We start from the raw sequence: 12988 nt of genomic DNA on the forward strand, positions 1-12988 counted from the left end.
TAAACTAAGGAGAGGTGGCCGAGTGGTCGAAGGCGGCGCCCTGCTAAGGCGTTGTACGGTTAAAGCCGTACCGCAGGTTCGAATCCTGTCCTCTCCGCCATAAAATTATTTTTTGTTTCTTTGCTCAAACATCCATGGCATTGGCCCGCAGTAATATGGGTTTTGATAAGGACAAGGGGGTGCATAAGGTGGTGGTGGTGCGTATCCTCCCCAAAGCTCGTATAAATTGCAACTTTTAAGGTCTTTCCAAGACATTGCCTGGTCTATACATATCTCCATGTTTTGCAGCCTATCTATCTTATCGTGGATAACCTCAAGAAGATAAGCTTTTTCTTGATTTAACATCATAGCATCATCAGCATATGAAAATCCAAATGTCAAAAGCCAAATACCGAAAGCTAACCCTATTTTTAAAATATTCATGTTAAAACCTCCTATTTAAAATTTAAATATTTGTGCGTGAATATTTGATGAATGTCTTGCTTTATTTAAAAAATGTTATAATATAATCTCCTATGGAAAAGTATATAATGCTTATGGATATAGATAGATGCATTGGTTGTATGTCCTGCGAAGTAGCTTGCAAGCAAGAAAAAGGGCTATTTCAAGAAGGGCCAAGGCCTATGAAGGTGCTTCGTTTTGAGCATTATGAAGAAGAGGCTATTTCATACTTTATGCCTATGAACTGCTTTCACTGTGATGTCGCTCCTTGCGTTTACGCTTGTCCTACTTCCGCTATGACAAAAAGAGAGGATGGTCTTGTTTACGTAAGAGATAACCTTTGCATAGGGTGTAAGGCTTGCATAGTGGCTTGTCCTTACGGGGCCATAAGCTTTAATCCAGAAACTGAAAAAGTAGTAAAGTGTGATTTTTGTATAAACAGATTAGAAGAAGGACTTTTACCCTCTTGCGTCACCAAATGTACCACAAACTGCCTTTACTTTGTGAAAGTGGATTACCCAATCCCTCAAAAACACATATCAAAAGAGTTTGATGTTTACAATGGATTTAGATTGCAAGAAGTATAATATCACAGACAACTCTAAAGAAGTTGATGAAAATACTGTCTTTTTTGCCATAAAAGGTGCTTCCAAAGATGGACACGATTTTATAGATGAAGCTATTCAAAAAGGCGCTCCTTATGTGGTGGCAGAAAGACCTTACAAAGACTACAAAAATATAATACTTGTAGAAGATTCTAAAAAAGCCTTTGGAGAATGTGCAAAAGAACACTTTGATAAGCCAGATGAAGCTCTAAGGGTTATAGGAGTTACTGGTACCAACGGTAAAACAAGCACAACGCATATAATACACGCTATTTTATCCCAAAAGTACAAGGGCGGCATTCTAGGGACTATGTACTATAAGCTTGGAGATGAACTGTTAGAAGCTCCAAACACTACCCCTGGTGTTAAAACGTGGTTTAGTCTTTTATCAAAAGCCCGTAAAAAGGGCTTAGATTTTGTATCGGCAGAGGTATCTTCTCACGCCTTAGACCAACTAAGAGTATATCCAACAACTTTTTTTGCCACTGTCTTTACAAATCTAACCCAGGACCATCTTGATTATCACAAAACCATGGAGAACTACTTCAACGCCAAGAGAAGGCTTTTCAAAGATTACAAATACGAAGTTTGTCTAATAAATATAGACGATGATTACGGCAAAAGACTTTACGAAGAATTTAAAGATAAGGCTTTAACTTATGGATATTCAAAAGATGCCCATTTACAAATTGATTATTTTGACCAAGAGAGCAAAGTTTTGAGCTTTTATTATATGAATAAGCGTTATCAGTTAAAAACGAATATTATGGGAGGTTTTCAAGCGTACAACATGGGAGCTTCTATATTGCTAGCTTTTTATATGGGCTTTGATGAAGAAGATATTCAAAAAGGACTTCTATCTTTAAGCTCAATACCCGGAAGGTTTGAAACGATAGAGTTAAAGGGTGTTAAGGTAATAATAGACTATGCTCATACACCTGATGCTTTAGAAAAGCTTTTAAAAGCAGCTAGAGATATCGCTAAAAACCGTCTTATATGCGTTTTTGGAGCAGGGGGAAACCGTGATAAGACCAAAAGACCAAAGATGGGAAAGATAGCCAGCGAATTGTCTGATGTTGTGATTGTGACCTCTGACAACCCACGCTTTGAAGAGCCTGTTGATATAATAAAAGATATACTAGAAGGTATAGATAAAACAAAATCTCCTATGCTAGAAGAAGATAGAAGAAAAGCCATAGCGTTGGCTATTGATATTGCAAAAGAAGGCGATGTGATAGTAATAGCAGGAAAAGGCCACGAGGATTACCAAGAGATAAAGGGAGTAAAATACCATTTTAGCGATAAAGAAGAAGTTTTAAAGTATAAAAACAACGATTAACATATAAAAGCTGTATAATAATTTTTATGGATGAGAAGGCTTTAGCAAAAGAAGTTTACGAAAGACTATCTAAAATATACAAAAACCCCAAGATAGACCTTGAATTTGATAACCCTTTTGAGCTTTTGATAGAAACTGTTTTAGCAGCCCAAGAAAGGGATGAAAAGGTAAACAGCATAAGAAAATCTTTTTTTTCAAGGTTTAAAAACCCAAAAGCCCTAAAAGAAGCTCCTTTGGAAGATATAAAAGAAGAAATAAAGTCTATAAGCTTTTACAATAAAAAAGCCCAAGCTATAAAAGAGATAGCTACGATATTGGTAGACAAGTTTGATGGCAAGGTTCCGGATACCGAAGAAGAGCTTACAAGCCTGCCGGGGGTTGGTAAAAAAACTGCCAACATGGTTTTGGCAAATGCTTTTAATAAACCAGCTATAGCTGTAGATAGACATGTCCATAGGATAGTGCAAAGGCTTGGGCTTGATGATAACAAAGACCCAGACAAGACCACAGAGCATCTTAAATCTTTAATGGATGAAAAACGCTGGACAACATTTTATCTTCTTTTGTTAAGGCATGCGAAAGAAGTATGCACTGCCAAAAATCCAAAATGTCACGAATGCGTCTTAGGTGATATCTGTAAAAGTTTTGGTAAGGTAAAATGACAGGGCTTATAGGCATATTTTTAATAGGGGTTGTAATTGGATACCTTATTAACAAGATTACGTCGCTCTTAGCCCTTATACTAATTGTGCTTATTGTAGTAGGATATTTTTTACCGGGTGCTCATTCAAACATTTTTTATCATTTTTTAAGCGAGATGTTTGTTTTTGTTAAAAGCCAAATGATAGATAATAAATCAGCGTTTTTAGAGCACAGCTCTTTGTCTAAGTTTATAGATTTTAAGAATCTTAGTATGATAGTGTTTTTAATAGGTTTGGTGGTGGGGTTTAAGATAGGTTAATGCAGCAAAGTTTTGTCATAGTATTTTTTGGTATTATCTTAGCTGCAATACTTATACCTCTTCCTGCTTTTTTGCTAGATATATTGCTTGCTTTTGCGATAGGATTTGCGTTGGTGGTGCTTATACTGGTGTTAAACGTCAAATCTCCTTTGGAGCTATCTTCTTTTCCATCCATCCTTTTAATAGGAACATTGTTGAGGCTCTCTTTAAACATAGCTGCAGCTCGTAGAATACTCCTTTATGGTAACGAAGGGCCATCTGCTGCTGGGCATATCATAGAGGCTTTTGGCAGATTTGTGGTAGGTGGTAACGTAGTGGTGGGACTTATTATATTTCTCATATTTATAGTTATAAACTTTGTGGTGATTACAAAAGGTGCTGAAAGGGTATCGGAAGTGGCCGCTAGATTTACGCTTGACGCTATGCCGGGTAAACAGATGAGCATAGACGCCGATTTAAACGCTGGGCTTATAAACGAACAAGAGGCTAAACAAAGAAGAAAAGAGCTGGAAAAGGAAGCATCCTTTTATGGCGCTATGGACGGTGCTTCAAAATTTATAAGAGGAGACGTTGTAGCGGCTATCATAATATTGTTTTTAAGCATAATAGGTGGTTTGGTGGTGGGTATAGCTATAAAGGGTATGGATTTTCAAGAGGCTATAAAAACATACACGCTTCTAACCGTTGGAGAAGGATTGGTATCTCAGATGCCGGCTTTAATACTTTCTGTGTCCGCTGGTATACTTACCACAAAATCTTCTACAAAAGAGGAAGAGCTTAGCAGTGCTATATACATGCAGTTTACCAAAGACCCGAAGGTGCTTTTGTTTGGTGCTATATCTTTGGCTGTCATAGGTATAATGCCAGGCTTACCGAAGATACCGTTTCTTGTAATGGCTATTGTCCTTGGGGGGCTTTATTTTTATATTCAACAAAATCTTAAGGTTCAAAAAACCCAAGAGATACAAAAGGCTTTAGAACAAGAAAAAGCTAAAAATCTTGCTCCCCAAGCTCAAAGGGAAGAAGAGTTTTTGCCTCAACCAGACCCCATTACGTTGGAAGTGGGATATGGGCTTATACCCTTTGTAGATGAAACTCAAGGAGGAGACCTCACCGCCCGTATCAAAACTATAAGAAAACAAATAGCCGCAGATTACGGTGTTATAATACCTTTGGTACACATAAGGGATAACATGAAACTCTCTCCAAACCAGTATAGGATACTTATAAGGGGAGTAGAAGAAGATTCTTACGAGGTAATGCCAGGGTTTTTGTTGGCTATAGACCTTGGAAATGTTAAAGAAAAGCTTACAGAGGGAAAACCTACAAAAGACCCATCTTTTCATTTACCGGCTTTTTGGATAACTCAAGACCAAAAACCCAAAGCTACAAAGCTTGGATATATGGTGGTAGACGTATCCACTGTGATAATAACACACCTTTCTGAAGTGATAAAGAAAAATCTATACATAATAATAGGAAGGGCGGAAATCATAGACTTGGTGGAAAAGCTCTCACAAAAGTATCAAAAAGTTATAAAAGATATAATTCCAGAAAAAGTGTCTTACTCTGTTTTGCATAGAGTTGTACAGAGCCTTTTGAAAGAAAATATACCTGTTAATGATATGATAACAATAATAGAGACAGTGGGAGACTATATTGATAGAGTGAGTGATATTGAGCTTTTAGTAGAGTTTGTAAGGCAAAAGCTTTCAAAGTACATAACCAAACGTTTTATGAAAGACAACACCCTTTATGTTATTGCATTTTCTCCAAGAGTGGAGACTAAGTTAAATACGTATATAAAAGAAGGGAAAGAAGAAGAGTTTTTAGACCTTTTAATAAACAGGCTTCAAAGGAACATATCAGAAAATATGAAAAAGTTTGTGGAGTTTCAAGCTCAGCCGGTGCTCATCACTTCTCCAAACATAAGGAGATTTGTAAGAAAAGCTTTAGAAGGATACTTGCCACAATTAAACATAATAGCTTATAATGAAATAGATAAACAGGTAAATATGAAAGTGCTTGGTGTGGTAGATGAAAATTAAAAAGATTTTAGTGGACTCTTTGCAAGAGGCTATAGAACTCACAAAGAGTATGTACGGAGATAAAGCCACCATTATGTCTACCAAGGTGGTAAAAACCAGAAAATGGCTTTTTTTCTCTACCAACAAGTTGGAGGTTACCATAGGGATAGCGGACAGCGAAGACTTTCAAACTCACTTCAACAAGGAAAAAGAGCTTTACAACGAGATAGAACAAATAAAGTCCACATTAAAGGATGTGGTTAATGTAGTTAAAAACGTGAAACAAGAACCATCGTTGCCACCCTCTCCAAAGCCACAGTATCAAGACAACGAAGACTTTTCGCTGAGGGCTATGAACCTTGCCACCAAGCTTATAAATATGGGTGTTGAGCAAGACATAGCGAAAAAGATACTTGAAGATTCTTGCGGTTTTGATATAAATATAAATAGGCTTGATTTAAAATATGAAGATGATTACGAATCTTTGAAAGAAGGTTTGTCTAAAAATATCTCTTTAAAAGCCTTAGACTTTAGCAAAAGCATACTTAGTATATTGGCTTTGGTAGGGCCCACCGGAGTTGGTAAAACCACTACTATAGCAAAACTCGCTTACATGTATAAAACCCAAGGTTTTAAAACAGGTGTCATAACTCTTGATAGCTATAGGACTGGCGCTGTGCAACAACTTCAATCTTATGTGAGTCTTCTAGAGATGCCTTTAAGAGTTGCAGATACCCCCCAAAAACTACGGGAACACATAGGGGAGCTCTCGGGCCTTGATATAATATTCATAGATACCGCTGGAAGAAGTCAGTACGATGCCATAAGGTTAAAAGAGTTAAAACATTATCTTGAAAATGTACCTTCTTTGGAGATAGCCCTTACAGTGAGCACCACCACCGATGAAAGAATAATCTTAGATAGCGCTAAGAAATTTGGAGAGCTTGGTATAAAAAGCATAATATTTACAAAGTTAGACGAGACGGTTTATCCTGGCTGTATTGTAAATGCCTCTTTTAAGACTAATCTTCCTATATCCTTTTTTACCTTTGGGCAAAAAGTACCAAACGATATAGAGCTTGCCACTTATGACAACATAGCCAATATTTTATTAAGAGGCACGTTATGATGGAAGGGCAACTATCTCACCTTAAAAGGGCTATAGATAAAGGCTCAAATGTAAGGTATATAGCTGTTGCAAGTGGTAAGGGCGGTGTTGGTAAAACCCTTATCAGTATAAATTTAGCTATTATAATAGGAAATACTGGCAAGAAAGTCCTTATCATAGATGGGGATTTTGGGCTTTCAAACGTTCATATCATGCTTGGGCTCACACCTGATAAGAATCTTTCAGACTTTGTAAGCGGAAAAGCCAGTATAGACGAGATAGTATTTAAAATAAACGAAAATGTATCTTTTATATCCAGTGGAAATGGTATTCAAGAGCTTGTAAATTTATCTTCTAAAGACATTACCGATATACTTGATAGGATACACGAATACGCCGAAAACAACTTTGACATCATAATATTTGACACTCCACCAGGCATTCACAACGAAACGTTGATGATAACCTCATCTTCAGATATACCTATTATCATATCTACACCAGAACCTACCGCAGTGGCGGATGCTTACGCTTTGATAAAAGTACTAAACAACTCTATGATGCTAAAGGATTTTTATATTTTGATAAACAAATGTTCTTCAAAAGAGGAGGGTTTAAAGATATTCAACAGCATCAACACTGTATCCCAGCGTTTTTTAGACATAAACTTAAACTATATAGGTTATATTACTTACAACAAAAACATCATAAGAAAAATAGTAGACCAGAAACCTTTTGATAAAACCCTAACCACCGAATTAACTCAAGCCATAAAGAATATACCGCTAAATGTTAGTGTTCAAACTAAGCAAAGTTTTTGGTCAAAGCTTATTGAGAGGTTAAAATCTACATGAAAGGCGCTTACATATACAAGAGCATAGGTTTCGATAAAATTTATATTAATAAAAAATCAAGTGATAAAGAGGCTTTGGAAACTAAAAAGCCAATCACAATCACAGAGCCTACCACGTCCAAGCTGCTCCAACAGTTAAAAGCCTTTTATGATACTTGTAAGGATTGCAAAAAATGCAAGTTGTCAGAGCAAAGGACTCAAGTGGTGTTTGGAGATGGCAACCCAGACAGCAAAGTGTTGTTTGTGGGAGAGGCGCCTGGGGCTGATGAAGATGTTGAAGGCAAACCTTTTGTAGGAAAAGCCGGTAAGCTTTTGACTTTTGAACTAGAAAGTGTTGGGCTTTTAAGAGAGAGAGATTATTATATTACAAATGTTGTAAAGTGTAGACCCCCTAGCAACAGAACTCCAGAAGAACAAGAGATGATGAGCTGCTCATACATATTAAAACAAGAGATAAAGCTTATAAACCCAAAGCTTATAGTGGCTCTTGGTAAAACTGCCGCAGTGGGACTTTCTGGCAATAAACAGATATCTCCTACTAAGGTAAGAGGAGATTTTATACTCACAAATTTCAAAAGCCCAGTCTTAGAGCCAGGCAAGAAAATATTTATCACATATCATCCTTCTTATCTTTTGAGAAATCCCCCTGAGCTAAAAAATTTTAGAGAGGATATAGCTAAAATAAAACAATTGATAAAAAGTTTATAATTACCTTTTAAAAAGCCCAAAAAGAAAAGCGCTTCCTAGTATGTGGGACCTTATTTTATCTTGGATGGCTTTTATACTAGCACCTTCTTTTAACCCTAAAGAGCTTATATTAAGAGCATATAGATTAAAGTAGTATCTATGAGGCTTTCCAGGTGGAGGGCAAGGCCCACCATAACCTATACTGCCAAAATCGTTTAAACCTTGTTTATATTCTTTGGTGCCTTCTTTTAACTCATGAACAGTAGGTGGTATATCGTACACACTCCAATGATAGAAAACACCGCCTGGGGCATCTAAATCCTCTACTATAAGGACAAAGCTCTTGGTATCTTTTGGTGGGTTTGTCCAGCGCAGTTCTGGGGATACATCTTCTCCAAGACAAGTAAACTTCGGCGGTATATAACCGCCGTTTGTAAAATCTTTGCTGTAAAGCTCAAAAGCTATCGCTTCATTCATACCAATCACTGCTAAAACCAATAGCAATATGCTAAGTATCCTCATTATTGGGGTACTGATATAGCCTCCTTCTTCTCTTTCTTTTGGTACTTTCTTTTGCTTTTTATATAAGGAGTGTCGTTTTTGACATCTATAACTATCTTGGCTACATCTTTTAACTCTTTGTTTATAAGCTTTTCTGCTAGCATATCCTCTATATGTCTTTGGATGGCTCTTCTTAAGCTTCTAGCTCCGTACTCTTTTTTATACTCTTTGGATATTATCCAATCGGCAAACTCTTTTGTGATTTCTACTGTAAGCCCTAACTCTTCTAAGTTTTTGTTTATTTCTTTGGTTTGTAGGTAGAGTATCTTTTCTAGGTCTTTTTCATCTAGAGGTTCAAACACTATCATCTCATCTAGTCTGTTGATAAACTCTGGATTGAAGTGTTTTTTCACCTGTTCTATGATATTTTTCTTCATGGTTTTTTTGTCTATCTCCTGTTGTTTGTTCTCAAAGCCAAGCGTTGTACTTTGCATAATAGATTTAGCACCTAAGTTGGAGGTCATTATAATGATGGTGTTGGAAAAGTCCACCACTCTTCCGCTTCCATCTGTTAATCTTCCGTCGTCAAAAATCTGTAAAAATATGTTGAATACATCTGGATGGGCTTTCTCTATCTCGTCAAAAAGTATTACAGAGTACGGTCTTCTTCTCACCTTTTCTGTAAGTTGACCGCCTTCACCGTATCCCACATATCCAGGAGGTGATCCTATAAGCTTTGAAACGGTGTGCTTCTCCATATATTCAGACATATCAAACCTGATAAGGGCTTCTTCTGTATCAAAAAGATATTCTGCCAACGCTTTAGCGGTTTCTGTTTTACCTACGCCGGTAGGTCCTAAAAACATAAATACACCTATTGGTTTATGTCTTCCTTTTAGCCCTACGTGAGAACGTCTTATAGCTTTTGCTATAGCTTTTATAGCTTCTTCCTGACCAATCACTCTTTCCTTTAGCTTGCTTTCTATGTGCATCAACTTAGAAAGGTCATCCTCATACAATTTATCTACAGGTACTCCAGTCCATTTTGCCACAACGCTGGCTATGTCTTTTACTGTCACCAATGGCCTGTTGGCAGCTTGTTCTTGTTTCCATTTTAGCCTTGCTGTTTCAAACTTCGCTCTTAGTCTCATCTCTTCATCTCTTAAGTTTGCAGCTTTCTCGTAATCTTGTTCAGCGGCGGCTTGGTCTTTGGCTTTTTCTATTTCTTTGATTTGCTCTAGCATCTTTTGAAGGTTTTCTGGCATTTCAGAGCCTCTTATCTTAACCAGAGCACCGGCCTCATCCATCACATCTATAGCTTTATCTGGTAGGTATCTATCGTTTATATACTTGTTAGAAAACTCCACAGCTTTTTTGAGGGCTTCTTCATCGTACTTTACGTTGTGAAAGCTTTCAAACCTTGGTGCTAATCCTTTTAAAATCTGAATACTTTCTTCTACAGATGGTGGTTCTACTAAAACTGGCTGAAACCTTCTTTCTAAAGCTCCGTCCTTTTCTATATATCTTCTGTATTCATCCAACGTGGTGGCGCCTATTATTTGAATTTCACCTCTCGCTAAAGCTGGTTTTAGCATGTTGGAGGCATCTACAGAGCCCTCTGCTGCTCCTGCTCCTATTATCATGTGTAACTCATCTATAAAAAGAATAACGTTTACAGCTTTTTCTAACTCTTTTATGATGGCTTTAAGCTTTTCTTCAAATTGACCTCTATACTTTGTGCCAGCTACGATAGATGCTATGTCAAGCACCACCACCCTTTTGTTTAGCAAAGACTCGGGTACGTTCTTAGCTACTATTCTTTGAGCTAACCCTTCTACTATAGCGGTCTTCCCTACCCCTGGGTCTCCTATTAAAACGGGGTTGTTTTTCCTTCTTCTTGCCAATATTTGTATAGTTCTTTCTATCTCTTTTTCTCTTCCCACCACCGGGTCTAACTTTCCTTCGGAGGCTAAAGCTGTTATGTCTCTACCGTGTCTATCCAAAGTGGGTGTTGCTATGTACTTTGTGGTTTCTTGGGTAGGAAGTTCACCCAATATTTGAAGTGTTTCTCTTCTTACCGCATATTCGTCAAGACCTAAGCCTCTTAGTACTCTGCCGCCAAGACCTGTTTTTTCCCTTACTACACCTATAAAAATATGCTCTGTACCTACAAACTGATGATGTAGTATCCTAGCCTCTTCTACTGCAAACTCCAGTACCCTTTTTGCATCTGGTGCGAACAATACTTCACCTGTATGGTTACCTCTTGACATCTGGCTTGTAATGGCCTTTCTTACTTTTTCTGGTGTTATGTTAAATTTGGCCAAAACAAGGGTTGGTATATCATCTTCTTTCAAAAGAGCTAAAAGCAAGTGCTCCGTGCCAAGATAACCGTGCCCAAACTCTATAGCCTCTTCTCTTGCTTGTAATATAATTTGTCTAGCCCTTTCAGTAAATTTCTCAAACATATAAACCTCTTTACAAATTTTTTAGAGCCTTAAGCTCTATATATAAAAATATCAAATTGCTTGTTATTTTTTATGACTCTTGTCTTATATTTATTGATTCAAATGTTGATAAAAGCCATTTTTAAACTTTCTTATAGCTCTTAGAGTATCTTTGTAATATGCCTTTGCCAGAGTTTTCTCTTTTTTATCTATGCCGTATTTTGAGTATTTGGCTTTTATATATATGTTGAAAAAATCCTTAAAACCATTTTCAGCTATAAACTTAGGTACGTTTTCTGGCGCGCATTGTATACAATCCATCTTTAGTTTTTCGCATATGTCCTTATACATGGCATTTACACTAAACATTAATCTTGTCTTCTTAAAAGCAAAATATAAAACAATCGTTAAAATACCTATGTAGAAAAGATATGTTGTGTCTTTTTCGGTAATGTGTTTAATATTGTTAAAAGCGCTTTCTAATAGATATTTTTGTCTTGTGCTAGAGTAATATACTACGTTTATATCCCATAGATAGTTTATATAATCAAGAAACATTCTTAGTTTGCTGAGCTTTGGTATTGTTGCTGTGTAACCTGCTGGTGTAGTATCCACCGTTTGCCATATACCTTTGTAGTAAGCTTCTACCCATGAATGGGCTAAAGAGTTTGTAACGAAGTAGTAATGGCCGTCTTTGTTGTAAAAAGCCCCATGAAAACCTACCACTACCCTTGCAGGAACACCCATAAGCCTCAACAAAAGAGCCGTTGAAGATGCGTAAGCTTCGCAATTACCTACCTTGTATTTAAATAAAAAATCGTAAAGGAAATTCTTTGAAGCTTTGTTGTTTAAAGAGTATGTAAAGTGCTCGCTTTTGAAATATTCTTTTACAGCTTTTATAGGGTTTTGATTTTGGGCTTTTAGAAAATTTGCAAGTTTTACAACGGATGGGTCTATGTTGTTTGGTAGTTGTAGAAAATCTTTAGGGTTTTCCAAGTTTTGCTTGTAATCTTTTGAATAATAAGACCAAACTCTGTAGACTGTTCTATTTACAATGGGTTTATCTGTCCTTATGGTGTAATCGTCTGTTATATGAGCTGTAACCCTACTTTTATATATTTTTACGTTGTAGGGAAACAAAATACCAAAGAGCGTATTGTTATAGCTAGGTTCTATCATAATATCGTAAGATACTTTCTTTCCTGTTAAAAGCTTTGGCCCTCTTGCTCTATGTTTGTGAGTCCAGCTAACTCCGTTAAAATAATCTAACGTATCCCCTATAAAGTAAGCATCTTGCATATTTATATTACCTTTTATGTTGAAAATCCTAAAAACTGTGGCTGTATTTTCTAAGACATTTGTGGCGTTTGATGGGGATAAAGTATTTGAAAACCCCACTGTGTTTGAGATGCCACCTATACCTATGTTTATAAGAGGGGATTGTATCCTTGGCATCATCAAAAATATGAAAAGTCCTATAATGACAGTACTAAAAGATATAGCTCCCACCGTATAACTCATCATCTTTATGTGGTATTTGCTAAGCTTTTCATCTTTGAGGCTTTTGGATATATTTGTAGTTAAAAATATGAATATGCTTATAAGTATCCAAAAGATCACCATTGCAAAAAATTTTATATCAGTTGTGGCTACTCCCACTATTCCCATTCCCATTGTTTCTAATATTAGTATTTGGTATACATCTCTTGGTTGCTTTTTTTCTAAAGATTTGATGCCTAAGAAGGTTACTATAATATTTTTTGCAAAATCGAATAGCGCCGTTATATTGAAGCTTGTTGCAAAAACTATCACCACCGATACAACCGCAACGGTATTTATAACTATTCTTGGTAAATATATGCTCTTAAAATCTTGAAGTATTCCTATGAGAACAAGTATGATACCTATAAAAAATATAGGGCTAAAACTTACCAAGCTTATAGATAGTATAGAAAATACTATGCTTATGTATATCAATATTTTAAGAAGCCCATATGTGCTGATGGTTTTATTCATATA

The 12988-nt window shown here is 36.5% G+C and carries 12 protein-coding genes and 1 tRNA gene; 9 read left to right on the forward strand and 4 right to left on the reverse strand.

What is annotated here, in order from left to right:
• Nucleotides 1–8: 8 nt before the first annotated feature.
• Nucleotides 9–100, forward strand: a tRNA-Ser gene (locus ACYQZV_RS02880).
• Nucleotides 101–105: 5 nt separating this feature from the next.
• Here ACYQZV_RS02880 and ACYQZV_RS02885 read toward each other — a convergent pair.
• Nucleotides 106–423 (reverse strand): hypothetical protein, encoded by a 318-nt coding sequence (locus ACYQZV_RS02885; protein ID WP_459893003.1) that lies wholly within the window; start codon nt 421–423, stop codon nt 106–108.
• A gap of 107 nt (nt 424–530) precedes the next feature.
• Here ACYQZV_RS02885 and ACYQZV_RS02890 point away from each other — a divergent pair, with 107 nt between their 5' ends.
• From ACYQZV_RS02890 to ACYQZV_RS02925, 8 genes are read left to right on the forward strand one after another with little or no spacing between them, the layout of a single operon-like run.
• Complete coding sequence (locus tag ACYQZV_RS02890) at nt 531–1028, forward strand: 4Fe-4S dicluster domain-containing protein (protein WP_459893112.1); 498 nt, start codon at nt 531–533, stop codon at nt 1026–1028.
• On the forward strand, nt 1003–2385 hold the full coding sequence (locus ACYQZV_RS02895; RefSeq protein ID WP_459893005.1) for a UDP-N-acetylmuramoyl-L-alanyl-D-glutamate--2,6-diaminopimelate ligase: 1383 nt from the start codon (nt 1003–1005) through the stop codon (nt 2383–2385). The genes ACYQZV_RS02890 and ACYQZV_RS02895 overlap by 26 nt, the downstream gene beginning before the upstream one ends.
• A gap of 26 nt (nt 2386–2411) precedes the next feature.
• Nucleotides 2412–3047 (forward strand): endonuclease III, encoded by a 636-nt coding sequence (gene nth, locus ACYQZV_RS02900; RefSeq protein WP_459893007.1) that lies wholly within the window; start codon nt 2412–2414, stop codon nt 3045–3047.
• Entirely contained in the window at nt 3044–3346 is a 303-nt protein-coding gene (locus ACYQZV_RS02905; protein ID WP_459893009.1) for a hypothetical protein, read from the forward strand. Before nth ends, ACYQZV_RS02905 begins: the two co-directional genes overlap by 4 nt.
• Nucleotides 3346–5394 carry a flagellar biosynthesis protein FlhA gene (gene flhA, locus ACYQZV_RS02910; RefSeq protein ID WP_459893011.1) on the forward strand — a complete coding sequence of 683 codons (2049 nt, stop codon included), beginning with the start codon at nt 3346–3348 and terminating at the stop codon, nt 5392–5394. The genes ACYQZV_RS02905 and flhA overlap by 1 nt, the downstream gene beginning before the upstream one ends.
• The gene (locus ACYQZV_RS02915; RefSeq protein ID WP_459893013.1) at nt 5384–6502 is read left to right on the forward strand and encodes a flagellar biosynthesis protein FlhF; all 1119 of its coding nucleotides are present in this window, start codon (nt 5384–5386) and stop codon (nt 6500–6502) included. The genes flhA and ACYQZV_RS02915 overlap by 11 nt, the downstream gene beginning before the upstream one ends.
• The gene (locus ACYQZV_RS02920; protein WP_459893015.1) at nt 6499–7335 is read left to right on the forward strand and encodes a MinD/ParA family protein; all 837 of its coding nucleotides are present in this window, start codon (nt 6499–6501) and stop codon (nt 7333–7335) included. Before ACYQZV_RS02915 ends, ACYQZV_RS02920 begins: the two co-directional genes overlap by 4 nt.
• A complete protein-coding gene (locus ACYQZV_RS02925) occupies nt 7332–8042 on the forward strand; it encodes a uracil-DNA glycosylase (RefSeq protein ID WP_459893017.1) in 711 nt (236 codons plus the stop codon). The genes ACYQZV_RS02920 and ACYQZV_RS02925 overlap by 4 nt, the downstream gene beginning before the upstream one ends.
• On the opposite strand, the gene ACYQZV_RS02930 is transcribed toward ACYQZV_RS02925, so the two are convergent.
• The 3 genes from ACYQZV_RS02930 to ACYQZV_RS02940 all read right to left on the reverse strand — a co-directional run bounded on the left by ACYQZV_RS02930 (nt 8043) and on the right by ACYQZV_RS02940 (nt 12985).
• Entirely contained in the window at nt 8043–8498 is a 456-nt protein-coding gene (locus tag ACYQZV_RS02930) for a YbhB/YbcL family Raf kinase inhibitor-like protein (RefSeq protein ID WP_459893019.1), read from the reverse strand.
• Between the two features lie 44 nt (nt 8499–8542).
• Complete coding sequence (locus ACYQZV_RS02935) at nt 8543–10990, reverse strand: ATP-dependent Clp protease ATP-binding subunit (RefSeq protein WP_459893022.1); 2448 nt, start codon at nt 10988–10990, stop codon at nt 8543–8545.
• Between the two features lie 90 nt (nt 10991–11080).
• Complete coding sequence (locus ACYQZV_RS02940) at nt 11081–12985, reverse strand: transglutaminase TgpA family protein (RefSeq protein WP_459893024.1); 1905 nt, start codon at nt 12983–12985, stop codon at nt 11081–11083.
• Between the last annotated feature and the right edge of the window lie 3 nt (nt 12986–12988).

The sequence above is a fragment of the Hydrogenobaculum acidophilum genome, from assembly GCF_054656715.1.

Excerpts from the sequence above, each read along its gene's own strand:
- nth (WP_459893007.1), top strand. The coding sequence starts at position 2,412 with ATGGATGAGAAGGCTTTAGCAAAAGAAGTTTACGAAAGACTATCTAAA.
- ACYQZV_RS02915 (WP_459893013.1), top strand. The coding sequence starts at position 5,384 with ATGAAAATTAAAAAGATTTTAGTGGACTCTTTGCAAGAGGCTATAGAA.
- ACYQZV_RS02940 (WP_459893024.1), bottom strand. The coding sequence starts at position 12,985 with ATGAATAAAACCATCAGCACATATGGGCTTCTTAAAATATTGATATAC.
- ACYQZV_RS02885 (WP_459893003.1), bottom strand. The coding sequence starts at position 423 with ATGAATATTTTAAAAATAGGGTTAGCTTTCGGTATTTGGCTTTTGACA.
- flhA (WP_459893011.1), top strand. The coding sequence starts at position 3,346 with ATGCAGCAAAGTTTTGTCATAGTATTTTTTGGTATTATCTTAGCTGCA.
- ACYQZV_RS02935 (WP_459893022.1), bottom strand. The coding sequence starts at position 10,990 with ATGTTTGAGAAATTTACTGAAAGGGCTAGACAAATTATATTACAAGCA.
- ACYQZV_RS02925 (WP_459893017.1), top strand. The coding sequence starts at position 7,332 with ATGAAAGGCGCTTACATATACAAGAGCATAGGTTTCGATAAAATTTAT.
- ACYQZV_RS02890 (WP_459893112.1), top strand. The coding sequence starts at position 531 with ATGCTTATGGATATAGATAGATGCATTGGTTGTATGTCCTGCGAAGTA.
- ACYQZV_RS02920 (WP_459893015.1), top strand. The coding sequence starts at position 6,499 with ATGATGGAAGGGCAACTATCTCACCTTAAAAGGGCTATAGATAAAGGC.
- ACYQZV_RS02895 (WP_459893005.1), top strand. The coding sequence starts at position 1,003 with ATGGATTTAGATTGCAAGAAGTATAATATCACAGACAACTCTAAAGAA.
- ACYQZV_RS02905 (WP_459893009.1), top strand. The coding sequence starts at position 3,044 with ATGACAGGGCTTATAGGCATATTTTTAATAGGGGTTGTAATTGGATAC.
- ACYQZV_RS02930 (WP_459893019.1), bottom strand. The coding sequence starts at position 8,498 with ATGAATGAAGCGATAGCTTTTGAGCTTTACAGCAAAGATTTTACAAAC.